This is a genomic window from Micromonospora cremea (assembly GCF_900143515.1).
GTDB classification, from domain to species: Bacteria; Actinomycetota; Actinomycetes; order Mycobacteriales; family Micromonosporaceae; genus Micromonospora; species Micromonospora cremea.
On record NZ_FSQT01000002.1, the window covers coordinates 2,009,998 to 2,033,081 of the forward strand.

Annotated in this window: 24 protein-coding genes and 1 pseudogene; 20 read left to right on the plus strand and 5 right to left on the minus strand. The window is 71.9% G+C overall.

The genetic code is table 11. From position 1 onward, the window contains the following. Positions 1–78 precede the first annotated feature (78 nt). A complete protein-coding gene (locus BUS84_RS22740) occupies positions 79–840 on the plus strand; it encodes a LytR/AlgR family response regulator transcription factor (RefSeq protein ID WP_074319021.1) in 762 nt (253 codons plus the stop codon). Between the two features lie 54 nt (positions 841–894). Here BUS84_RS22740 and BUS84_RS22745 read toward each other — a convergent pair whose 3' ends face one another. Continuing rightward, positions 895–1,728: a hypothetical protein gene (locus BUS84_RS22745; RefSeq protein ID WP_074315407.1), complete on the minus strand. Its 834-nt coding sequence runs from the start codon at positions 1,726–1,728 to the stop codon at positions 895–897. A gap of 15 nt (positions 1,729–1,743) precedes the next feature. Then, a complete protein-coding gene (locus BUS84_RS22750) occupies positions 1,744–2,235 on the minus strand; it encodes a SigE family RNA polymerase sigma factor (RefSeq protein ID WP_074315409.1) in 492 nt (163 codons plus the stop codon). Positions 2,236–2,373: 138 nt separating this feature from the next. Between BUS84_RS22750 and BUS84_RS22755 the strand changes: the two genes are divergently transcribed. From BUS84_RS22755 to BUS84_RS22765, 3 genes are all read left to right on the plus strand, one after another. Beyond that, positions 2,374–3,024, plus strand: a complete 651-nt coding sequence (locus BUS84_RS22755) for a DUF5701 family protein (RefSeq protein ID WP_074315411.1) — start codon at positions 2,374–2,376, stop codon at positions 3,022–3,024. A 140-nt stretch (positions 3,025–3,164) separates the two neighbouring features. Next, the gene (locus BUS84_RS22760) at positions 3,165–3,845 is read left to right on the plus strand and encodes a response regulator transcription factor (RefSeq protein ID WP_074315413.1); all 681 of its coding nucleotides are present in this window, start codon (positions 3,165–3,167) and stop codon (positions 3,843–3,845) included. Next, positions 3,842–4,924: a HAMP domain-containing sensor histidine kinase gene (locus tag BUS84_RS22765; RefSeq protein ID WP_074315415.1), complete on the plus strand. Its 1,083-nt coding sequence runs from the start codon at positions 3,842–3,844 to the stop codon at positions 4,922–4,924. Before BUS84_RS22760 ends, BUS84_RS22765 begins: the two co-directional genes overlap by 4 nt. Here the strand turns inward: BUS84_RS22765 and BUS84_RS40115 are convergent. Then, on the minus strand, positions 4,881–5,669 hold the full coding sequence (locus BUS84_RS40115) for a hypothetical protein (protein ID WP_244298691.1): 789 nt from the start codon (positions 5,667–5,669) through the stop codon (positions 4,881–4,883). The genes BUS84_RS22765 and BUS84_RS40115 overlap by 44 nt on opposite strands. A gap of 16 nt (positions 5,670–5,685) precedes the next feature. Between BUS84_RS40115 and BUS84_RS40120 the strand changes: the two genes are divergently transcribed. From BUS84_RS40120 to BUS84_RS22780, 3 genes are read left to right on the plus strand one after another with little or no spacing between them, the layout of a single operon-like run. Further along, positions 5,686–6,945 (plus strand): DUF4153 domain-containing protein, encoded by a 1,260-nt coding sequence (locus BUS84_RS40120; RefSeq protein ID WP_244298693.1) that lies wholly within the window; start codon positions 5,686–5,688, stop codon positions 6,943–6,945. 44 nt (positions 6,946–6,989) lie between these two features. Further along, complete coding sequence (locus BUS84_RS22775) at positions 6,990–7,403, plus strand: DUF485 domain-containing protein (protein WP_244298694.1); 414 nt, start codon at positions 6,990–6,992, stop codon at positions 7,401–7,403. A 1-nt stretch (position 7,404) separates the two neighbouring features. Then, complete coding sequence (locus BUS84_RS22780) at positions 7,405–9,045, plus strand: sodium/solute symporter (protein WP_074315420.1); 1,641 nt, start codon at positions 7,405–7,407, stop codon at positions 9,043–9,045. A 59-nt stretch (positions 9,046–9,104) separates the two neighbouring features. Here the strand turns inward: BUS84_RS22780 and BUS84_RS38700 are convergent, their stop codons facing one another. Together BUS84_RS38700 and BUS84_RS22790 are read right to left on the minus strand one after the other, a co-directional pair. Then, positions 9,105–9,971, minus strand: coding sequence for a hypothetical protein (locus BUS84_RS38700; protein WP_074315421.1), 867 nt, complete (start codon positions 9,969–9,971; stop codon positions 9,105–9,107). Further along, complete coding sequence (locus tag BUS84_RS22790; protein ID WP_074319022.1) at positions 9,964–10,464, minus strand: SigE family RNA polymerase sigma factor; 501 nt, start codon at positions 10,462–10,464, stop codon at positions 9,964–9,966. The genes BUS84_RS38700 and BUS84_RS22790 overlap by 8 nt, the downstream gene beginning before the upstream one ends. A gap of 177 nt (positions 10,465–10,641) precedes the next feature. Between BUS84_RS22790 and BUS84_RS22795 the strand changes: the two genes are divergently transcribed. The 13 genes and pseudogenes from BUS84_RS22795 (at position 10,642) to BUS84_RS22850 (ending at position 23,038) form a co-directional block, all read left to right on the plus strand. Next, on the plus strand, positions 10,642–11,406 hold the full coding sequence (locus BUS84_RS22795; protein ID WP_074315423.1) for an ABC transporter ATP-binding protein: 765 nt from the start codon (positions 10,642–10,644) through the stop codon (positions 11,404–11,406). Next, entirely contained in the window at positions 11,391–13,085 is a 1,695-nt protein-coding gene (locus BUS84_RS22800) for an ABC transporter permease (protein ID WP_074315424.1), read from the plus strand. Before BUS84_RS22795 ends, BUS84_RS22800 begins: the two co-directional genes overlap by 16 nt. A 235-nt stretch (positions 13,086–13,320) precedes the next feature. Next, positions 13,321–13,416 (plus strand): annotated as a pseudogene (locus BUS84_RS41325) (alpha/beta fold hydrolase); the annotation flags it as partial. A gap of 79 nt (positions 13,417–13,495) precedes the next feature. Beyond that, positions 13,496–14,095 (plus strand): alpha/beta hydrolase, encoded by a 600-nt coding sequence (locus BUS84_RS22805; RefSeq protein WP_244298696.1) that lies wholly within the window; start codon positions 13,496–13,498, stop codon positions 14,093–14,095. Continuing rightward, complete coding sequence (locus BUS84_RS22810; RefSeq protein ID WP_425293500.1) at positions 13,986–14,609, plus strand: flavin reductase family protein; 624 nt, start codon at positions 13,986–13,988, stop codon at positions 14,607–14,609. Before BUS84_RS22805 ends, BUS84_RS22810 begins: the two co-directional genes overlap by 110 nt. Positions 14,610–14,794: 185 nt before the next feature. Beyond that, complete coding sequence (locus BUS84_RS22815) at positions 14,795–15,160, plus strand: DUF485 domain-containing protein (protein ID WP_074315426.1); 366 nt, start codon at positions 14,795–14,797, stop codon at positions 15,158–15,160. Next, positions 15,144–16,829: a solute symporter family protein gene (locus BUS84_RS22820; RefSeq protein WP_074319024.1), complete on the plus strand. Its 1,686-nt coding sequence runs from the start codon at positions 15,144–15,146 to the stop codon at positions 16,827–16,829. Before BUS84_RS22815 ends, BUS84_RS22820 begins: the two co-directional genes overlap by 17 nt. Before the next feature lie 92 nt (positions 16,830–16,921). Continuing rightward, a complete protein-coding gene (locus BUS84_RS22825; protein WP_074315428.1) occupies positions 16,922–17,899 on the plus strand; it encodes an NAD-dependent epimerase/dehydratase family protein in 978 nt (325 codons plus the stop codon). Positions 17,900–17,975: 76 nt separating this feature from the next. Continuing rightward, positions 17,976–19,211 carry an LCP family protein gene (locus BUS84_RS22830; RefSeq protein ID WP_074315429.1) on the plus strand — a complete coding sequence of 412 codons (1,236 nt, stop codon included), beginning with the start codon at positions 17,976–17,978 and terminating at the stop codon, positions 19,209–19,211. A gap of 301 nt (positions 19,212–19,512) precedes the next feature. Beyond that, positions 19,513–20,673 (plus strand): LCP family protein, encoded by a 1,161-nt coding sequence (locus BUS84_RS22835; RefSeq protein ID WP_244298697.1) that lies wholly within the window; start codon positions 19,513–19,515, stop codon positions 20,671–20,673. 253 nt (positions 20,674–20,926) lie between these two features. After that, positions 20,927–21,844 carry an LCP family protein gene (locus BUS84_RS22840; RefSeq protein WP_483189035.1) on the plus strand — a complete coding sequence of 306 codons (918 nt, stop codon included), beginning with the start codon at positions 20,927–20,929 and terminating at the stop codon, positions 21,842–21,844. A 58-nt stretch (positions 21,845–21,902) separates the two neighbouring features. Beyond that, complete coding sequence (locus BUS84_RS22845; RefSeq protein ID WP_074315433.1) at positions 21,903–22,238, plus strand: rhodanese-like domain-containing protein; 336 nt, start codon at positions 21,903–21,905, stop codon at positions 22,236–22,238. A gap of 11 nt (positions 22,239–22,249) precedes the next feature. Next, positions 22,250–23,038 carry a glycerophosphodiester phosphodiesterase gene (locus tag BUS84_RS22850; protein ID WP_074315435.1) on the plus strand — a complete coding sequence of 263 codons (789 nt, stop codon included), beginning with the start codon at positions 22,250–22,252 and terminating at the stop codon, positions 23,036–23,038. The last annotated feature ends 46 nt before the right edge of the window (positions 23,039–23,084 follow it).

A 23,084-nucleotide genomic window follows, 5' to 3' on the forward strand; every position in this document is an offset into this window, starting at 1 on the left:
AACCCACGAGGCACCGGCGTGAACGAGCGAACCAGCAGGCACAGCAGCGACGCGCTCGCGTCGCCGCGAAGCGGTGGCGTGAGCACATCCGGTTTTCTCCGGGTACTGGCGGTGGACGACGAGCCACCCGCGCTCGACGAGCTGGCGTACCACCTGCGGGCCGACCCCCGGGTGGCCCGCCTGCACACGGCGGGGGACGCCACCGAGGCGCTGCGGCTGCTCCGCGACGGTGACGTGGACGTGGTCTTCCTGGACATCCGGATGCCCGGCCTGGACGGCATGGAGCTGGCCCGGGTGCTGCGCCGGTTCGCCCGGCCACCGGCGATCGTCTTCGTCACCGCGTACGACGACGGCGCGGTGGACGCCTTCGACCTGGGGGCCACCGACTACGTGCGCAAACCGGTCCGCGCCGAGCGGCTGGCCGAGTCGCTGCGCCGGGTGATCGGCTCGCGGGTGGTGCCGTCGCATCCGGCGGCGCTGGCCCGGGCCGAGGAGGACCCGACCATCCCGATCGAGTTGGCCGGCACCACCCGGATGCTGCCCCGGTCGGCGGTGCGCTGGGTGGAGGCCCAGGGCGACTACGCCCGGCTGCACACCGCGGAGGGGTCACACCTGGTGCGGGTCTCGCTGGCCACGCTCGCGGAGCGGTGGGCCGACGCCGGTTTCGTCCGGGTGCACCGGTCGTACCTGGTGCAGTTGAAGTTGATCGCGGAGCTGCGGTTGGTCAACTCCGGTTACGTGGTGGTGATCGACGGGACGGAGCTGCCGGTGAGCCGGCGGCACACCCGGGAGCTGAAGGACAAGCTGGTCCGTGCGGCGAAGCAGGACTGGAACCGGTGACCCCGGCTCCAGCCCCTCTCACCTTCGTCGGCTCCTCCCCCGCCTCGGCGGTCGTCAGGCCTTGACCTGGTCGGCGATGGCCAGGGCGATCGCCTTCAGCTGCTCCATGGACAGCGGAGCCTGCGGCTGCGCGGGAACCGCCGACTCGTCGACCCCGACCATGTTGAGCACGCCCGCCTGGAGCGCCCGGTTGCCGGGCAACTGGATCGCGATGAGGTGCTGCACGCTCTTCTGCCGCTTACCGGTCAGCGTCTCGATCTTCATCCGCGCGCCGCTCGGGGTCGTGCCCGCCTCGCACACCCTGCGGTAACGGCTGTCCTCCTGGATGCCCTGCGGCAGCTGGCACGGCCAGTGGAACCCGGCCGGTCCGGCGGACGCGTCGCGGTGCACGTCCGGGGTGATCGACACACTCAGGGAACCCTTGCGCCCCTGGTAGGAGATGCCGGAGGAGCTACCGACGAAGTCCGCGGTGCCCCGGTGGGTGAACTGTGGCGGCTGCCCGTCCGGCTTGCGAGGCTCGTCAAGGTAGTCCGGCATCCAGGTCCACGTCGCGCCGGGCGCTACCTTCCGGAGCGCCCGGTCCAGCTCCTGACTGAGGCGCTTGGCGGTGGCGTCGGCCGTCTCATCGGTGTCGAAGACCAGACGGAACCGGGTGTCCGTGGCGGGCGAGGAGGCAACGGCCTGCGGCGTGCCCGGCGCGGCACCGGGCTCCTGATCGCGTACGGCGACGCTGACGCCGCCGGCCACCGCCAGGGCCAGCACGGCGGCCAACGAGCCGCCGAGCCGCCGGGCGGCCCTGGCCCGCCGTTCCCGCCGGACGATGCCCTGGACATCGACCCGGGGCGGCGGGGGCGTACCGATCAACTCGTCGAACAGTTGGTGACTCATCTGGTGCCTCCCCGTTCAGTACTGACCGTTGACGGCGGTGCGCAGGTTCGCCAACCCGCGTGCGGACTGGCTCTTGACGGTGCCGGCGGAGATGCCGAGCATCCGGGCGGTCTCCTCGACCGAGTAGTCGAGGTAGAAGCGCAGGACGAGCACCGTCCGTTGCTTCGGGGCGAGCGAGCGCAGCAGTGCGGCGAGTCCGTCGCGATCGGTCACCGTCTCTGGCACGGCGCCGGCCACGTCCGGCACCACGGCCCACGACTGCTCCCGTTTGCTCCAGGGCCGACGCTGCTCGTCCAGCCAGGAGCGGGTCAGGACCCGCTGCGCGTACGCGTCGCGGTTCTCCGCCCGACGCACCGTGCGCCAGCTCCGGTAGAGCTTCGTCACCGTGACCGAGACGACGTCGTCGGCGGCGTGCCAGTCCTGACAGAGCAGGAACGCGCTCCGTCGCCAGCGGTCCATGCGGTCCGCGACGAAGTCGTGGAAGTCGTCCTCGTCGGCCCGCCTCACCGCGGTCTCTCCTGTCTGTTGACCATCACGGTCGTACGACGGTGCGGTCGCCCACGAGGGTTGCATCACGCAGCGGGAATAACCTGACCTTGTCGTACGTCGTACGGTACTCGGACGAACGACGAATGGAGCCCGCCCGTGTTCGACGCCGCCACCGAATTCGACCGCCAGCTCGACCGCCTGGTGGAGCTGGGATACCCGGCGCTCGCCGACCTGCCCGAGGGCGCCTTCCGCGACCTGGTCGCCCCGCTCCGCGCGGCGGCGATCGCGGGCTCGGCCGGGCTGCCCGCACCGACCGAGAGCCGGGTGCCGTTCCTGCTGGTCATCACCCGCGACCTGGCACCGGTCGAGCAGCGGCTGGCACTCACCACGCTGGCCGGCAAGCGCAAGCCCGGCTTCCTCGACCGGCACTACGGCGAGGACGACCTGCCGACGTTCGACCCGATCAAGGAACTGGAGGTGCCGGCGGGTCCGGCGTACCTGCTCTTCGACGTGGACCGCGGCGAGGAGACGCTGAACCTGGCCCCCGCGTCGGCGATGGAGGTGATCATCGGCCAGGACCGGCTGCCGCTCACCATCGACGAGGGGCTCGCCTTCATCACCCTGTATCCAGCGGCGCTGGCGAAGAACAAGTGCTTCTCGCTGGTCGGCTCGCGCTGCGGCGACAAGCGGGTGCCGGCGATCTGGATCAGCCAGGGCGCGCCGAAACTGGGCTGGTGCTGGTACGGCAACCCGCACACCTGGCTCGGCTCCGCCTCTGCCCGCCCGGAACGCGTCGGGCTGAAGTGAGGATGACGCCGGTGCGGGCTCTCCGGCGAGGCCCGCACCGGTGATGCCCACCGGGTTATCCACAGGGGTGACCTGTTCTCCACAGGTTGTTCACAACGCCACCCACTGATCTCCACGCCGGCTCCCTACAGTCAGGGCCCATGACGGAACGCCGGGTACTGGTGGTCGAGGACGAACGGACCATCGCCGAGTCGGTCGCCGCCCGACTCCGCGCCGAGGGATTCGCGGTGGAGATCGCTGCGGATGGCCCCAGCGCGGTCGAGCAGTTCCGGACCGGACAGCCGGATCTCGTCGTCCTCGACGTGATGCTGCCCGGCTTCGACGGCCTGGAGGTGTGCCGGCGGATCCAGGCCGTCCGGCCGGTGCCGGTGCTGATGCTCACCGCTCGGGACGACGAGACCGACCTGCTCGTGGGGCTCGCGGTCGGCGCGGACGACTACCTCACCAAACCGTTCTCGATGCGGGAGCTGGCCGCCCGGGTGCACGTCCTGCTGCGCCGGGTGGAGCGGGCGGCGGCCACCCCCGCTCCGCCCGCCATCCGCCTCGGCGACATCGAGATCAACGAGGCCGAGCGGCGGGTCCGCCGGGCCGGTGCGGACGTGCACCTCACGCCGACCGAGTTCGACCTGCTGGTCCACCTCGCCGGACGGCCCCGGGCGGTGCTCCCTCGGGAACGGCTGCTCGCCGACGTCTGGGGGTGGGCCGAGGGGAGCGGCACCCGCACCGTGGACAGCCACGTCAAGGCCCTGCGCCGGAAGCTGGGCGCCGACCTCATCCGCACCGTGCACGGTGTCGGCTACGCCCTGGAAGTGCCGTCATGACCGCCACCCTGCTCACCCGCCTGGACCGGGTGCTGGAGCTGCTGCCCCGCCCGCTGGACCCGGTGCGCTCCATCAAGCTGAAACTGGGCGTGCTGCTGGTCGCCTCCGGCGCGGCCGGGCTCGCCTACTTCTCGTACGGCATCGGCTGGCCACCACCGGTGACCTCCGCGACCGCCATCGCCGTGGCCCTGCTCACCTCGCAGGTGCTGGCCCACGGGATGACCTCGCCGCTGCGGGAGATGACGGCGGCCGCCGGGGCGATGGCCCGCGGCGACTACACCCGCCGGGTACGCGCCACGTCGCGGGACGAGGTCGGCGAGCTGGCCCAGGCGTTCAACAAGATGGCCGAGGACCTGCACGCCGCGGACCAGCGCCGACGCGAGCTGATCGCCAACGTCTCGCACGAGTTGCGCACGCCGATCACCGCGTTGCAGGGGGTGCTGGAGAACATGGTGGACGGGGTGGCCGCTCCCGAACCCGCGGCACTGCGCTCGGCGCTGGCCCAGACCGAGCGGCTCGGGCACCTCGTCGCCGACCTGCTCGACCTGTCCCGACTCGACGCCGGGGTGGTCCCGCTACGGCGGGTCCGTATGGACGTGGGGGACTTCCTCGACGAGGCGGTCGAGCACGCCACCGCGAGTGCGACCGGCGCGGGGCTGGACGTGCGCTTCCAGCTCCGCGAGCTGGCCGTGCCCCTGACCGTCCATGCCGACCCGTGGCGGCTGCACCAGGTGTTCGCGAATCTGCTGGACAACGCGGCGCGGCACAGCCCGCCCGGCGGCACGGTCCGGTTGAGCGCCGAGGAACACGCCGGCCAGCTCCGCTTCGAGGTGAGCGACGAGGGTCAGGGGATCCCCTCGGCGGAGCGCTCCCGGGTGTTCGAGCGGTTCACCCGCGGCGATCGGTCGGCCGGCGGCGGGACCGGACTGGGCCTGGCCATCGCCCGGTGGGTCGTCGAACTGCACGGCGGCCGGATCGGTGTCCTCGATCCGGCCGGACCGGCTCGGGGTGGCCACCCCGGCTGCCGCATCCAGGTCACCATCCCGATCGACGGGTCACCCCGAGAAGAGGCCGCATGACCAGCCCTGCCAGTACCCCCGTCCCGGCCGCCGGCCCGCAACCCACCGCTCCCGGACGGCCCGGCCAGCCCTGGTTCGGCCCCGGCCCGGCGCTCCCGCCGGTGGGCGGTCGATCCCAACCCTGGCCCCCGGCGCCGGCCAGGCCCCGGCCACCCTCGCTGCTCGAACGCCGCTGGCCCGGACCGCTCGGCGCCGCCCGCCCGGTGGTGCTGGCCGCGTTGGCGGCGGCGGCGGTCGTCGGCGCCTCGACGCTGCCGGTGGTTCGTCCGGGCGTCGGCTGGCTGGTGGCCGCGCTGGCCGCCACGGCCGCCCTCGTCACGGCCACCGTCGTTCGACCCGGCCCACCGCCGCCAGCGGCGGATGTTCCCGACCGAACCGCCTCCGCACCGGGCGGCCCGGCGACGTGGGCCATGAGCGCCGCGTCCGGCGTCGGCCCCGCGCCGGCCGCCGTGGCGGCGACGCCGACGACCGCCACGGCGCCGACGACCGCCGCGCCGGCCACGACCGCCGCTCCGCCTACGACGGCCCCGCCGCCAGCAGCCCCCGCGTCGTCCACGCCGACCGTCAGCCCCGGCCCGGCCACGAACTCCGGCCCGGCCACGACCGTCGCACCGCCCACGACCCCGATGACCAGCGCGGCCCCCACGACCAAGGCGATGCCCGCGACCAGCGCGACCCCCACGACCAGCGCGATGCCCGCGACCAGGGTGACCGCCGCGCCGGCCACCGCCCGTCCCGGTGCCACGGGGGCACCGGGGCGGGTGGCGAGGGCCGTCTGGGCCGCCGCGACCGTCGCGCTGGTCGCGGTCGGCTCGGTCCGGGCCGCCGGCTGGCTCTTCGCGCTCTGCCTGCTCGCCGCCGCGGTCACCGCGACGCTCGCGGTGACCGGCGGGCGAAGCCCGTTCGGGATGCTGGTGGCCGCGACGCTGCCGCCGGCCGCGACGGTACGGGCGCTCCCCTGGGCGGTACGCGGATTGCGCGGCACCCACCCGGCCGGTCCCGGGGTCGGGCGGATCCTGAGCAGCCTCGCCGTCTCGGCCGGGCTGCTGACGCTGTTCGGTCTGCTCTTCTCCTCGGCCGACGCGGTCTTCGCCGACCTGGTCGCGGGCCTGCTGCCCGACATCTCGGCGGGCGGTGTGATCGGCTGGCTCGCACGCCTGCTGCTGATCGGCGGGGGTCTGCTCGGCGGCGCGTACCTGGTCACCCGCCCGCCCAACCTGGACGGCCTGCGACCCGCGCCGACCCGACCGGCGCACCGGCTGGAGTGGGCCCTGCCGCTGGCGCTGCTCGACGCCCTGTTCGCCGCCTTCGTGCTGGTCCAGTTGACGGTGTTCTTCGGCGGCGCGGGGCACGTGCTCCGGACAGCCGGGCTCACCTACGCCCAGTACGCCCGTGGCGGCTTCTGGCAACTGCTCGCCGTCACCGCGCTCACCCTGCTTGTCATCGCGATCGCCGCCCGCCGGGCACCCAAGGCGACCCGGGTCGACCGGCTGCTGGTCCGCGCACTACTCGGCACACTCACCGTGCTCAGCCTGATCGTCGTCGCCTCCGCGCTCTACCGGATGCAGGTCTACGCCGACGCGTACGGCGCCACCCGACTGAGGCTCGTCGTGGCGACCGTCGAACTCTGGCTCGGGCTGCTCTTCGTCCTGGTCGGGGTGGCCGTGGCGCGTCTGCGGGCCGACTGGTTGCCCCGGCTGGTGATCGGCACGGCGGTGCTAGCGCTGCTCGGGTTGGCCCTGGTCAACCCGGATCGGCTGATCGCCGACCGGAACGTCGACCGGTATCTGGAGACCGGCCGGTTGGACGTCGGCTACCTCTCCCGGCTCTCCGCCGACGCGGTACCGGCACTGGATCGGCTGCCCGAGCCGCTGCGGGCGTGTGCGCTGCGGGAGATCGCCGACGAGCTGCCCCGGGACGGCCTCTGGGCGGCGAACCTGGGCCGGGAGCGGGCCCGGCGGGAACTGGACGCGACCCCGGCGGCCGGCGCCACGGACTGTCCCGGTCCGCTGCGCTGGTGAGCGCGACCGCTTGACATTCCGGCAGGGCGGGTGAGACTGCCGGGGTGGCCAAGCGACTCCCTGACGTGGGGCCCGGCGGTACGGCGCCGCCGCCCCGGCGGACCCGGATCGTGCTGGCCGACATCACCCGGCAGGACAGCCGCGCCGAGCGGACCCGCACCGAGCTTGCGCAGCAGACACAGGTCGGCGAGGCGCTGGTCCGCGGCCTGGTCCGGGCCCAGCTCGCGCTGGCGCTGCGGCTCTCACTCGTGGTGGCCATCGGGCTCGGCGGGCTGCCCTGGCTGTTCGCCATCGCGCCGTCGCTCGGCCGGACGACAGTCGCCGGCGTCAACCTGCCCTGGCTGCTGCTGGGTGTGGCGTCCTTCCCGTTCCTGATCGGGCTGGGCTGGGCGTACGTGCGACTGGCCGAGCGCAACGAGCAGGACTTCACCGACCTGGTGCAGCGGCCGGAGCGCTGAGGTGGGCAACGACTACGTGGTCCCGGCCATCGTCGCGGTCACCCTGGTCACCGTCGGGATCGGCTTCTACGGGCTGCGGCTGGCCCGGACCACCTCCGATTTCCTGGTCGCCTCCCGGGCGATCAGTCCGACCTGGAACGCCGCCGCCATCGGCGGGGAGTACCTGTCGGCGGCGAGCTTCCTCGGCATCGCCGGCCTGGTCCTCAAGTACGGCGTGGACGTGCTCTGGTATCCGGTCGGGTTCGCCGCCGGCTACCTGGCCCTGCTGCTCTTCGTGGCCGCGCCGCTGCGCCGCTCCGGCGCGTTCACCCTCCCCGACTTCTGTGAGCTGCGGTTGGGATCGCGCCGGCTGCGCATCCTGGCCACCGCCTTCGTGATCTTCATCGGGTGGCTCTACCTGGTGCCGCAACTCCAGGGCGCGGGGCTCACCCTGGCCACGGTGGCCGGCTCCCCGTACCCGCTCGGCGCCCTGCTGGTGGCGGCCGTGGTCACCGCGAACGTGGCGCTCGGCGGGATGCGGGCGATCACCTTCGTCCAGGCGTTCCAGTACTGGCTGAAACTGACCGCGCTCGCCGTACCGGCGATCTTTTTGGCGTTGCAGTGGCAGGCCGACGCCCGGCCGGCGGTGACCCCGCCCGACGGGCCGACGTTCCGGGCCGCGACCACCGTCGTGGTCGAGCACCGCGCGACCCTCACCCTGCCCGACGGCGCCGTCCGGGAGGTACGCCCCGGCGACGAGCTGACCTTCGCCGCGGGCGACCCGGTGCCGGAGGTGTCCGGGGTGGCCACCGACGCCGCGGACTGGCTGCTGCCCAGCGCCGCCGGCGACGACGACCGGGGCCTGTTCGCCACGTACTCGCTGATCCTGGCCACCTTCCTGGGCACCATGGGCCTGCCGCACGTGCTGGTCCGCTTCTACACCAATCCCGACGGCGCGGCGGCCCGCCGGACCACGCTGGTCGTGCTGGCCCTGGTCGGCGTCTTCTACCTGCTGCCCACCCTGTACGGGGTGCTCGGTCGGATCTACACCCCGCAGTTGCTGGTCAGTGGGCAGACCGACGCGGTGGTGGTGCTGCTGCCCGGCGCGGCCCTCGGCGACGGGCTGGTCGGGCGGCTGCTCGCCGCGCTGGTTTCGGCGGGCGCGTTCGCGGCATTCCTCTCCACCTCGTCCGGGCTGCTGACCAGCGTCGCCGGGGTGATCTCGACGGACGTGCTCGGCCGGGGCTCGGTGCGTGGCTTCCGGCTGGCCACGGTGATCGCCGGCGGCGTGCCGGCGGTGCTGGCGCTCAACGTCTCCGGGCTCGACGTGTCGCAGGTGGTCGGGCTCGCCTTCGCGGTCGCCGCGTCGAGCTTCTGCCCGCTGCTGGTGCTCGGCATCTGGTGGCGCGGGCTGACCGACCTGGGCGCTGCCGCCGGGGTGCTGGTCGGCGGTGGCGCCGCGATCGGCGCGGTGCTGGTCACCGTGGTCGGCCCGCCGCTGTCCGGTTGGCCGGCCACGCTCACCGCGCAGCCGGCCGCCTGGACGGTGCCCCTGGCCTTCACCGTGATGGTCGCGGTGTCGATGGCGACCCGCCGGCGGGCCCCCGCCGACGTCGCCGCCACCATGCTCCGCCTCCACACCCCCGAAGCCCTCCGCATGTAAGGAGGGGCACCTTACTAACGCCCGTGGTAGAGCAGGGTCCCCTGTCAACAACCCGCCGGTCAGCAGGCGTCCGTACCGGCGCAGAGCCGCTGCGCCACCGGGCGGGCGTACCGCCGAGCCTCCGCCGGGGTGGCGTCCATGTCGAGCATCACCTGTGCCACCAGGTCGCCCTGCCGTACGACGAGCCAGCGGCTCCGCTGGCCCTCGATGGTCGAGCCCACCAGCAGGGACTCGTCACCGGCGCCCAGCCCGTCGGCCAGGACCGACAGCGAGCTGCCCGCCCGATAGGGGGTGCAGCCGGTGAACAGCGCCCGCACCTGGTCCACCGCCGTGGGCGCACTGCCGCCCGAGTAGCGGGTGACCCGTTGGATCATGCTGTCGGTGGGCGAGTCGAACGACCGGGTCCGCTGGGCGATCCGCCTCACCGCCACCGACGACGGCACATCACGGCAGTAGATCGACACCGACTCCAGGCTCCAGTCGCCGTCGATGTCGCCCTCTGTCATCTTGAAGCCGACGGGCAGATCGGACAGCCGCAGCATGGCCTCAGCCGGGATCGCAGAATCGGTGGAACCGCTCGTCGGCCGGCCACTGGTCGTCGACGGGCTCGACGGCGGAGTGACGGGGGTGGTGCGGGTCGCCGGCGGCGGGGACGAGGTCGGGGACGGGGTCGGGGTGCCGGACGGCGGGGGTGTCGGGGTGGGTGATCCGGTGGCCGGCAGCACCGGTGTCGGCGCCGCATCCTGGCCACCGGCCAGCGCTACCGCACCGGTGGCCACCACGGCCACCGCCACCGCACCGGCGAGCATCGCCGCGACCCTCGTGTGACGGGTACGCCGCCGACCGCGCTCCCGCACCTGCTCGGTCGCGGCCCAGGTCAGGTGCTCGGTGTCGCGGTACAGGTTGCTGAAGAACTGATCAGGCATTGCTGACCTCCTCGGGGAGGGTGGTGCCGAGCAGGGGGGCCATGGCCTGGCGACCCCGGGCGAGCCGGGCCTTGACGGTGCCGACCGGTACACCGGTCTGCGTCGCGATGTCCGCGACCGAGAGGTCCGCCAGGTGGTACAGGACGATCGCCTCGCGCTGTTCGCGCGGCAGTCGACGTAACGCCCCGACCAGCGCGACGGTGTTCTCCGACGGTGGTCCCACCGCGGTGGCCGGGCCGTGCCGCCGATGGGCGGTGATCCCGTTGCGGATCTTCCGCCAGCGGTTCTGGAGAAGGCGGTGACTGACCACGCGCACCCACGCCTCCGGATCGTCGTACTCGCTGATGCGCTGCCAGCGCTGCCAGGCCCGCACGTATGCCTCCTGCGCGGCGTCCTGCGCCTCGTAGAGATCACCGCCGAGCGCATACAGCACGGTGACGACCCGGTGTCTTGTGGCTCGATAGAACTCCTCGAACCCCTCGTCTCTGTCCAACGTCCCCTCCCCGTTGTCGCTTCTGCCAATGTCACCCGCCAGCACGACGGCCGGTTGCATCGGTTTCGAATGGGCGGTTACCGCCAGCGGGACGTCCCGGACGTCCGTCCTGGGGATGACGGCGGGTCCGCCTGCCGCCGGAGCGCGGAAGTGGTGGCCGACGGATAACGTCGGCTCATGACTGGTGAGCAACCCGCGCTCGCGCTACGTGGCTTGGCGAAGCGGTTCGACGGCACGATTGCGGTGGCCGGCGTCGATCTGGACGTCCCCGCCGGCTCCTTCTACGGCCTGCTCGGCCCGAATGGCGCCGGCAAGACCACCACTCTGTCGATGGCGGTCGGGCTGTTGCGGCCCGATGCCGGTTCGGCCTGGGTGCTCGGGCACGACGTGTGGCGGGACCCGGTCGCGGCCAAGCGACTGCTCGGCGTGATGCCCGACGGGGTCCGGCTGTTCGACCGGCTGACCGGGGCGGAGCTGCTGGCGTACAACGGGTTGTTGCGCGGGGTGGATCCGGCGGTGGTCGACCAGCGGGCCGCGGAGCTGCTGGACGTGCTGGCGCTCGGCGACGCCGGCCGGACGCTGGTGGTGGACTACTCGGCGGGTATGAAGAAGAAGATCGGCCTGGCCTGCGCGCTGCTGCACGGCCCCCGGGTGCTGGTGCTGGACGAGCCGTTCGAGGCGGTCGACCCGGTCTCCGCCGCGCTGATCCGGGACATCCTGACCCGGTACGCGGCCGGCGGCGGCACGGTGGTCTTCTCCAGCCACGTGATGGAGGTCGTCGAGCGGCTCTGCTCGCACGTGGCGATTCTCGCCGGGGGCACCATCAAGCGGGTCGGCACGATCGAGGAGGTACGCGGCGACCGCTCGCTGGAGCAGGTCTTCGTCGAGGTGGTCGGCGGGCGTACCGCGACCGGCGAGGAGCTGTCGTGGCTCTCCCGGTGAGCACCGCCGCCGGGCCGGTCCGCGCCGTTTCCGCCCGGCACTTCCTGCGGCTGAAGCTGCGGGTGATGGGCAACAGCTTCCGGGGCCGGGGCTGGCGGATCGCGTTGTTCATCGGCAGTGCGCTGCTCGGGCTCTGGTTCGCCGCCAGCGGTTTCTTCCTCTTCGCCGTGCCGGGCACGACGGAGAACGGCCGGTACGCGCTGCTGGTCGCGGCGGGCGGTGGCGGGCTGCTGGTGCTCGGCTGGCTGCTGCTGCCGCTGGTCTTCTTCGGGGTCGACGAGACGCTGGACCCGGCCCGGTTCGCGCTGCTGCCGCTGCCGCGCCGCACGCTGGTCGTCGGCCTGTTCACCGCGGCCCTGGTCAGCGTGCCGGTGCTGACCGTGCTGATCGCGACATCCGGGCTGGTGCTCACCGCCTGGGCGCTGGGTGGCTGGTCCGCCGGCCTGGTGGCCGCCGTCGGCGTGGTCGCCGGGCTGCTGCTCTGCGTGGCCGCCAGCCGGGCGGTGACCAGCGCCTTCGCCAGCATGCTGCGGTCGCGTCGGGTGCGTGACCTGGCGGCCGTCCTGCTGGCGGTGGCCGCCGCGCTGCTCGGCCCGTTGCAGATCTTCGGCCTCGCCGCGCTGCGGGAGACGGACTGGGACCGGCTGACCGGGGTGGCGACCGTGATCGGCTGGACGCCGTTCGGCGCACCGTGGACCGCCGGCATCGACGTGGCCCAGGGGCGGGTCTGGGCCGCTCCGATCAAGCTGCTGATCACGGTGGTCGCGCTCGGTGCGCTGTTGGCCTGGTGGTCGCGGTCGCTGGAGTCGGCGATGGTGGGAGCGGTCAGCGCTGGCCCGACCCCGGTCCGGCGGGGCGCCATCGGTGGCCCGGTGGCCCAACTGTTTCCCCGGGTCACCGGCTGGTTCCGTCGGGACCGGTTCGGTGCGCTGGTCGCCCGGGAATCCCGCTACTGGTGGCGGGACGCCCGCCGCCGGGCCAATCTGATCACGGTCGCGGTGGTCGGCATCTTCGTGCCGGTGATGGTCAACCTCGGTGGCGCGGGCTTCGCGGCCGAGGGCGAGCAGGGCATGACGATGAGTGCCAATGACAGCTCGCCGGTCCTGGTCACCCTCTCCATGCTCTTCGTCGGTGTGCTCGCTTCGGTCACCCTGGCCAATCAGTTCGGCTTCGACGGCAGCGCGTACGCCGCGAACGTGGTGGCCGGGGTGCCCGGCCGGGTGGAGCTGCGCGCGCGGATGACGGCCTTCTCGTTGTACGTGATGCCGATGCTGACGGTCGTCGCGGTGGTGCTGTCGCTGGTGCTCGGCCATCCGAGCTGGATCGGGCTGACCGCTGGCAGCCTGGCCGCCACCTACGGTGCGGGGCTGGCGGTGAACAGCTTCGTCTCGGTGCTCGGGGCGTACTCGCTGCCGGAGACGAGCAACCCGTTCGCGATGAACACCGGCGCTGGCATGGCGAAGAGCCTGCTCACCCTGCTGGCCATGGTCGTCTCGGCGGTCGTCGCGGTGCCGATGGTGGTGGCCGCGGCGCTGCTCGATGACGCCTGGCTCTGGTTGGCCCTGCCGGTCGGCGTGGCGTACGGGTTGGGCGCGGCGCTGCTGGGCGCGTACCTGGCCGGCGACGTGCTGGACCGGCGGCAGCCGGAGCTGCTGGTCACGGTCACCCCGCGCCGCTGAGGCCGACCCGCTGACCTCGGCGCCGATCCGGTCGGCGAGGGCGTCCGGCGAACCCCGGCGAGCAGCCGCGACCGCCCGTTATGGTGCGATCAGCCGGAACCGGGGGGTCAACATGGGCGGGCGCACCCGCTACCGCAGCACGATCGTCGACGGACTCACGATCTTCTACCGGGAGTCCGGCGCACGGGATGCGCCGGTGCTGCTGCTCCTGCACGGCTTCCCATCCTCGTCGCGAATGTTCGAACCGCTGCTCGACCGGCTCGCCGACCAGTTCCGGCTGATCGCACCCGACTACCCGGGGTTCGGGCACAGCGACGCCCCGGCACCCGACAGCTTCCCGTACACGTTCGACCGGATCGCCGCCACGATGTCGCGCTTCGCCCGTCGGCGCCGAGCACTACCTGCTCTACATGCAGGACTACGGAGGCCCGGTGGGGTTCCGGATGGCCCTCGCCGATCCGGGTCGACTGAACGGGATCGTGGTGCAGAACGCCGTCGCCCACGACACGGGGCTGGGACCGCTCTGGGCGACCCGTCGTGCCTTCTGGCGGGACCGGGCCGGGCACGAGGCCGCGATTCGGGAGAACATCCTCTCGCTGGCGTCGATCCGTGTCCGGCACGTCGGCGACGATCCCGACCCCGAGCGGTACGACCCGGACCTGTGGGCCGACGAGCACGCCTTCCTCAGTCGCCCCGGCGAAATCGACATCCAGCTGGACCTGATGTACGACTACCGGACCAACGTCGCCTCGTACCCGTCCTGGCAGGAGTGGCTGCGCCGTACCCAGCCGCCGCTGCTGGTCGTCTGGGGCCGGTACGACACGTCCTTCGAGATCACCGAGCCGGCGGCGTACCGGTCCGACGTCCCGGAGGCGGAGGTGCACCTGCTCGACGGCGGGCATTTCGTGCTCGACACCCGGGCCGACGAGGCGGCCGCCCTGGTCCGGACCTTCGCGGGTCGGGTCCTCGGAGCGGGGCGGTGGGGTCACAATGTTTCACGTGAATCATGAGCCGGGCGCCGAGATCCACCACACCGACCCGTTCGCGGTGCCGACCGGGCAACGGTCGCCGGTCCGCCGGCTGCGTGGTCGGCTCGCCGCGCCGGTGACCCTCTGGACCGCACCGGGCCCGGCCGGGCTGACCGTCTCGTCCACTCTGGTCGCCGAGGGGGAGCCCGACCGGCTGCTCGGGCTGATCGACGCGGAGTCCGATCTCTGGGCGGCGATCGAGGAGGCGGGCCGGTTCGCGGTCGCGCCGCTCGGCCCGCCGCACCGGCAGCTCGCCGACCGGTTCGCCGGCCTCTTTCCCGCTCCCGGTGGGCTCTTCGCCACCGGGGCATGGACCGACACCCCGTACGGGCCGGTCCCGGCGGACGCCGGCGGATGGGTCGGCTGCCGACTGGACACCGCCCGCGAGTACGGCTGGGCGCTGCTGGTGGAGGCCACGATCGAGGCGGTCGACCTGGCCGAGGAGGCCAGCCCGCTGCTGCACTACCGCGGTCGCTACCACGAGCTGCCCGGCTGAGCGGAGGCCCCGACGGCCATCGCGTCGGCCGACCGGTCACCGGAGTGATCTGGGTCACTCGGCGCAGCCAGTCAACCGCTCGGCGCACTCGCCGACCGGCGTCGATCGCGGTCTTCCCCGGCGGGGAGCGCGCTCTTTACGGTGCGCGAAACTCCTCCAACGCCTGTGAAGGTGGTGATCCACAGATGTCCACGGAAACACCCGCGCCGACCGCTTCCCAGCCGGACAGATACCTGGCCGTACAACGGTCGGACGAGTTCGCCGGGCTGCGGCGCGCGCTGCGCGGCTTCGTCTTCCCGATGACCGTCGCGTTCTTCCTGTGGTACGCGCTCTACGTCATTCTCTCCGCGTACGCCCGGGACTTCATGGGCACGAAGCTGTTCGGCAGCAACATCAACGTCGCGCTGGTCTTCGGCCTGCTCCAGTTCGTCTCCACGTTCGTGATCGCCTGGCTCTACTCCCGCTACGCGGACCGGAAGATCGACCCGGTCGCCGACCGGATCCGCGCCGAGATCGGGGAGGTGACCCATGAACATGGTCCTCGCGGCTAATCCGCTCCTCGCGGCGGAGGCGGGCAGCCACACCGCCCGCAACCTGACCATCACGCTCTTCCTGGTCTTCGTGGCCGTGACCCTGGCCATCACGATCTGGGCCAGCCGGCAGACCAAGACGGCGACCGACTTCTACGCGGGCGGCCGGTCCTTCTCCGGCTTCCAGAACGGCATGGCGATCGGCGGCGACTACATGTCGGCCGCCTCGTTCCTCGGCATCGCCGGCATCATCGCGCTCTACGGCTACGACGGCTTCCTCTACTCCATCGGCTTCCTGGTCGCCTGGCTGGTGGCCCTGCTGCTGGTCGCGGAGTTGCTGCGCAACTCCGGCCGGTACACGATGGCCGACGTCCTGGCGTTCCGGATGCGCCAGCGTCCGGTGCGTACGGCGGCGGCGGTCTCCACCATCACGGTGTCGATCTTCTACCTGCTGGCCCAGATGGTCGGCGCCGGCGCGCTGGTGGCGCTGCTGCTCGGAATCCGGCCGGGGACGACCTTCCTCGGCATGGACGCGGCCACCGCCAAGGTGGCCACCATCATCATGGTCGGCGCTCTGATGATCATCTACGTCACCGTGGGCGGCATGAAGGGCACCACCTACGTGCAGATCGTCAAGGCGTTCCTGCTGATGGGCGGCGCGCTGGTGATGACCCTGCTGGTGCTGGCCAAGTACAAGTTCAACCTGTCGTCGCTGCTCGGTGACGCCGCCGCCTCGTCCGGCAAGGGCAGCGCGTTCCTGGAACCAGGGTTGCGGTACGGCGTCGAGGTCGCCGGCAACGCGACACAGACCTTCTACAACAAGGTCGACCTGCTCTCGCTCGGCATCGCCCTGGTGCTCGGCACCGCAGGCCTGCCGCACATCCTGATCCGCTTCTACACCGTGCCGACCGCGAAGGCGGCCCGTAAGAGCGTGCTCTGGGCGATCGGCATCATCGGCACTTTCTACCTGCTGACCCTGGCCCTCGGCTTCGGCGCCGCGGCACTGGTCGGCAGCGAGGCGATCACCGCCCAGGACAAGGCGGGCAACACGGCCGCGCCACAGCTGGCCGAGGCGCTCGGCATCGACTTCCTCGGCGGCGACCTGGGCGGCGCTGCCCTGCTGGCGATCATCGCGGCGGTCGCCTTCGCCACGATCCTGGCGGTGGTCGCCGGGTTGACCCTCGCCTCCTCGTCCAGCCTGGCGCACGACTTCTACGCCAACGTCATGAAGAGGGGTGAGGCGTCGGAGCGGCAGGAGGTACGGGTCGCCCGGATCGCCGCCCTGGTGATCGGCGCGGTCTCGATCGCCTTGTCGATCTTCGCGCAGAACCTGAACGTGGCGTTCCTGGTGGCGCTGGCGTTCGCGGTGGCCGCATCGGGCAACCTGCCGGCGATCCTCTACAGCCTGTTCTGGCGGCGGTTCAACACCTCCGGCGCGGTGTGGGCGATCTACGGCGGGCTGCTCTCGGCCGTACTGCTGGTGTTCTTCTCGCCGGTGGTCTCCGGGGCGGCGACGTCGATGTTCCCGGAGCACGACTGGCAGTGGTTCCCGCTGTCCAACCCGGGCATCCTCTCGATTCCGTTCGGCTTCCTGTGCGGCTGGATCGGCACGCTCGTCTCCAAGGAGCACGACGAGGACAAGTACGCGGAGCTGGAGGTCCGCGCCCTCACCGGCGCCGGCGCCCACTGACCGCGACACCTCGTCAAGAAGGGCCCCCTGTACAACGCCAGGCGTCAACAGGGGGCCCTTCCTCAATTCCGGGGGTCGGTAGGCTGACCGGCATGAAGGTTGCTGAGCGCTTCGGTTCCGGTCACCGCATTCTCGTCACCGGCGGCGCCGGTTTCGTTCCGTCGCACCTGGTGGACGCCCTGATCGCCCGGGGTTGCACGGTGGTGGCGCTGGACAACTTCGTCACCGGTTCCAAGGAGAACGTCGCCCACCTGCTGGACCGACCGACCTTCACCCTGATCGAGGCGGACATCTCCGACGGTCTGCCGACGCACCACCCGGCGCTGGCCGAGCGGTTCGACGCGATCCTGCATATGGCCTCGCCGGCCAGCCCCACCGACTTCGCCCAACTGCCGGTGGAGATCATGCGGGTCGGCTCGGTGGGCACCCTGCACCTGCTGGACCGCGCGGTAGCCGACGGCGCCCGGTTCCTGATGGCCTCCACCTCCGAGGCGTACGGGGACCCGAAGGAGCACCCGCAGCGCGAGACCTACTGGGGCAACGTCAACCCGATCGGGGTGCGCAGCGTCTACGACGAGGCGAAGCGCTTCTCCGAGGCGGCCACCATGGCGTACCACCGCTACCGCGGGCTCGACGCGGCGATCGTCCGGATCTTCAACACGTACGGCCCGCGGATGCGCCCGGACGACGGCCGGGCCATCCCGACCTTCATCTCCCAGGCGCTGCGCGGCGAGCCGATCACCGTGCACGGCACCGGCAACCAGACCCGGTCCATCTGTTTCGTCGAGGACCTGGTGCGCGGCATCCTGCTGCTGCTCGACTCGACCGAGACCGGCCCGATCAACTGCGGCACCGAGCACGAGCTCACCATGCGGCAACTGGCTGAGTTGATCGTGTCGCTCTCCGACAGCACCTCGGAAGTGACCTACATCACTCGAAGCTCGGATGACCCGGAGATGCGTCGCCCTGACCTGGCCCTCGCCCGCGAACTGCTCGGATATGAGCCGACCGTGGCGCCCGAAGACGGCCTGCGACGCACGATCGAGTACTTCCGGGCGCGGCTAGGGTAACCGGCCGGAGATCCACGGCCCTTCGCTGAGTGTCGCCTGAGGGCGGTAGTGGCTCGCCCTACGTACCCTGAGTTACATGTCAGCGACCTCGTCTGCCGGCGTTCCGCACCCGTACCTGCACCGCAGCGCCGGGCGCGCCTCCGTGCCCGGCCCCGACCGGGGCGTCTCCGGACGTGCCCGTCCGACCGAGGCACGCTGGTACCCGTCGCCCGACGAGGAGCAGCCCGGGCCGGGCGGCCCGGAGGGGCCGCGCGGGCCCGGTGGGCCGGGCGGACCGGGCGGTGCCGGTGGGCCGGGCCGGCGCGGCCCACGGCCGCGCTGGGGTCGGATCGGCCTGGTGGCCGGGGTCGCGGTGCTGGTGCTGGCGCTGCTCGGCGGCATCGGCGCCTGGCTGTACGCGCGCAACCTCGACGGCGACCTGGCCCGGACCGATCCGTTCTCGGAGATCACCGGTGGCCGGCCGGCCAAGACCGTCGACGGCGCGCTGAACATCCTGCTGGTCGGCAGCGACTCCCGGGACCCAGACGCGCCGGTCGACACGAAGAGCCAGTGGCGGGCCGACACGATCATCGTGATGCACATCCCGGCCGACCATCAGGAGGCGTACCTGGTCTCCATCCCTCGTGACCTCTACGTGCCGATCCCGCAGAGCGCCGGCGCGGACTGCGGCTCCGGCCAGCGCGCGAAGATCAATGCGGCGTTCGCGTTCGGCGGGCTGCCGCTCGCGGTCCGCACCGTGGAGTGCTTCACCGACGTCCGGATCGACCACGTGATGGCGATCGACTTCGCCGGCTTCAAGCAGGTCACCGACGCCCTCGGCGGGGTCGACCTGAAGGTGGAGCGGACCATCACCTCGATCCACAAGCCGTACCGGACGTTCACCAAGGGCACCAACCACATGGACGGCACGGAGGCGCTGGACTGGATCCGCCAGCGCAAGCAGTTCCCGGACGGGGACTTCGCCCGGATGCGGCACCAGCAGGAGTTCCTCCGGGCGCTGCTCGACAAGGCGGCGAGCACGGGCACGCTGGCGAACCCGAAGAAACTCAACGACTTCCTCCAGTCGGTGACCGCGGCCGCCACCGTCGACGAGGGTTTCTCGGTGACGGACATGGCGCTGCAGTTCCGCAACCTGCGCGGCCAGAACCTCACTTTCGTGACCAGCCCGAACGCGGGCAGCCAGACGATCAACGGCGAGTCGGTGGTGGTCTCCGACCGGGAGAAGGCGCTGGCGATGTACCGGGCCATGTCGGCGGACACCATGGCGGACTGGGTCAAGGCCAACCAGCCCAAGGGCACCGAGGGCGGCTGACCCGGCCGGACGGCCGGCGATGGCGGCACGGCCCGTGGCGACCGGGCCGGCTGTCCGAGAGGTGGCGGTCCGTTCGGGTTGTCGGTTGTCGACGATCGACCGATCCCAGCGAACTTGGCGTCCGGATTGACCCGGGATGAACTCGCCAAGTTGAATCGATGTACGTACAGTGGTGCCGCCCCCCTCCTGATCACGAGCTGGAGCACGTATGCCGGTTCAGGCCAGCCGTCGCCCTTCGTCTGCCGGGTCCGCCGCCCCCAGCGGCCGGATCGCCTCGTCCATACCGATCCAGCCGAGCCTCATGGGCGGCGGACCGGGTGGTCGCCCGCCCGGCGACGGTGGCCGGGCCGGTGGCGGACCGGCGAAGAAGCGCCCGAAGCGCAAGGACCCGCTCTGGGCCCGCCTGACGGTGATCTTCGGTGCCGTGCTGATGCTGAGCAGCGGAGTGGGCATCGTCGGCAGCAAGGTGCTGATCGGCCAGGCGACCGGGGACATCGCGCAGGGGAACCTGCTCGGTGACGCGAGCAAGTCCGACGCCGAGGGCGGGGCCAGCCTGGACGGCCCGATCGACATGCTGCTGCTCGGCGTGGACGCGCGGGAGCGCTGGGCCGCCGACAACGTGCGCTCGGACAGCATCATCATCCTGCACATTCCAGCCTCGCACGACCAGGCGTACCTGATCTCCATCCCCCGGGACACCCAGGCAGAGATCCCCGCCTTCCCGAAGAGCGGTTACACCGGTGGCACCGCGAAGATCAACGCTGCGTTCGAGGCCGGCGCCCGCAACGGCGGCGGCTGGGAGGGTGGCGCCCAGCTGATGGCTCAGACGATCAAGCGACTCACCGGCGTCAGCTTCGACGGCGCGGCGATCATCAACTTCGGTGGCTTCAAGAACGTCATCGACACCCTCGGTACGGTGCGGATCTGTGTGAGTCACGAGGTCAAGTCGAAGCACATGTCGTTCGTCGACGGCAAGCCGATGTGGAACGCCGACGCCAAGAAGACCGGCAAGCCGATGACCACGGTGGTGCACAAGAAGGGCTGCCGGGAGATGGAGGGCTGGGCGGCCCTGGACTACTCCCGGCAGCGCTACGGGCTGCCCGGTGGCGACTACGACCGGCAGCAGAACCAGCAGCAGCTGATCAAGGCGATGGCTCGTAAGGCGACCGACGGCGGCATGCTGACCAACCCGGCGAAGCTCCAGCAGCTGACCAAGGCGGCCGGCAAGGCTCTTGTGCTGGACACCGGCGGAGTGGCGATCGAGGACTTCGTCTTCACCATGCGCGGGGTGACCGCGAACGAGCTGACCATGCTCAAGACCAACAACGGCACCTTCAACGCCACCGGCAACGGCACCGAGGCCTTGAACGCAGAGACGATGGACATGTTCCGGGCGGTCAAGCAGGACAAGCTGGCCGAGTTCGTCTTCACCCACCCCGAGGTGATCTCCAACCGCAAGTGAGGCGGCGGCCGGTCGACGTCGTCCCGCGCGGCCGCCCGAAGGTCCCGGAAAGCCGGCAGCCGTCCCGTCACTCCCCGTAGCCTGACCTGAGCGGGTTTCACGTATCGGCTGCGGGGAGGCGGTCACGTCCAGGTCGGGGCCGAACGCAGCGGACCGGGCTGACGAGGCCGGAGCCGCCCGTCCGCGCCGCGCCCGTGGTTCGCGGATCCTGCTCGGCATCGGCCTGGCCCTCGTCCTGCTGGCCGGGCTCGCCGTGGTCGGGCTCAAGACGCTCACCCACCGGTACGACCGCGCGGTGGCCAAGGAGATGCTGCTCGACGTCGACGCCCGCACCGACCGGACCGACGTGGACGGGCCGCTCAACTACCTGCTGGTCGGCTCCGACCGCCGCCCCGGCGACAGCGGGCCGGACCAACGCTCGGACACCATCCTCATCGTGCACGTGCCGGCCGGGCACCGGGAGGCGTACCTGGTCTCCATCCCGCGTGACCTGCTGGTCGCCATCCCGCCGACGAACGGCTTCGGCGGCGGCCAGGACAAGATCAATGCGGCGTACGAGCACGGCGGCGGCGGGCAGGCCGGCACGCGGTTGCTCTCCGCCACCCTGGCCCGACTCACCGGGATCCGGTTCGACGGCGCCGCGCTGATCGACTTCTCCGGCTTCCGGAAGGTGATCGACCTTCTCGGGGGGGTGCAGATGTGCGTGGACACCGAGGTCCGCTCGATCCACACCAACCGGGTCTTCCCCACCGGCTGTCAGGAGATGAACGGAGCGGAGGCGCTGGACTACGTGCGGCAGCGCTACGGCCTGCCCGGCGGGGACTACGACCGGCAGCACCACCAGCAGCAACTGCTCCGGGCGATGCTGGACCGCGCCAGCCAGGCGGACCTGCGCAGCAACCCGGTCAAGCTGGACCAGGTGCTCCGGGCGGTCGGCGGCTCGTTGACCGTCGACACCAACGGCGTACCGGTGGAGGACCTGCTCCTCGCGCTGCGCTCGCTGCCGGCTGACGGGATGCGGGGCGTCCAGGTGCCCTCTTCCCCGCAGACCATCGGCGAGGTCTCGTACGTGGTGCTCGACAACGGCGGCAACGGGCTCTTCGAGGCGGTACGCGGTACCAGGGTGCCGGCCTGGGCGCAGGCCAACCCACGGTGGGTGACCCGGTTGTGATGGTGCCGACGGCCGGGTCGATGCCGATCCGGCCGATGAGGATCTAGTGTTGGTACCTGTGTTCGGACCCCAGGTTCCCACCGTGCCCGTGACCGAGATCGCCGACGACACCTACCTGCTGGATGTGCGGGAAGACGATGAGTGGGCGGCCGGCCACGCTCCCGGCGCCCACCACCTGCCGATGATGGAGCTGCCGAGGCGGCTGGCCGAAGTGCCGACCGACCGGGACGTGGCGGTCATCTGCCGCTCCGGCGGGCGCTCCGCCCAGGTCGTCGCCTACCTGGTGAACAACGGCTGGGAGCAGGTGCGCAACGCCGACGGCGGGATGCGCCAGTGGGCCGCCGTCGGCCGCCCGGTGGTCGACGCCAACGGGCAGCCCGGCCAGGTCATCTGAAGGCGGCCGGGATGGGCGGACCTCTGGTCTTCGCGCACCGCGGCGCCTCGTACGACCTTCCGGAACACACCCTCGCCGCCTACCTGCGTGCCCTCGATGAGGGCGCCGACGGTCTGGAGTGCGACGTCCGGCTGACCCGGGACGGGCATCTGGTCTGCGTGCACGACCGGCGACTGGACCGCACCAGCAACGGTCGCGGCCTGGTCAGCGCGCGGACGCTCGCCGAGCTGGAGATGCTGGACTTCGGCTCGTGGCATCCCGGCAGCGCCCCGAGCGGTGACGTACCGCCCGACGAGTCGCACACCCGGCTGCTGACCCTGGCCCGGCTGCTGGACGCGGTGCTGGCCGCCGGCCGCCCGGTCCGGTTGCTGGTGGAGACGAAGCACCCGTCCCGTTACGGCTCGAACGTGGAGCGGCGGCTGGTCAACCTGCTGCGCCGGTACGGGCTGGCCGACCCGGCGCCGGACGACCCGGTCCAGGTCACCGTCATGTCATTCTCCCCGCTGGCGGTGCGACGGGTCCGCGAGCTGGCCCCGACGCTGCCCACGGTGCTGTTGCTGGAGGTGCTGCCGCGCTGGCTCTCCCTGGGCCGGCTGCCGTTCGGCGCCCGCATCGCCGGGCCGGGCATCGGCCTGGTCCGGGCTCGCCCGCAACTGCTGCCCGCGCTGCGTGCGGCCGGCAACGAGGTGTACGTCTGGACGGTCAACGACCCGGCGGACCTGGAGCTGGTCCTGGCCGCCGGGGTGGACGGGATCATCACCGATCGGCCCGCGCACGCCCTGGCCCGGCTAGATCGCTGACCGGCACCGACCGGGCAGGGGTGCCGAAATCCGGGTCGGCGGGGCA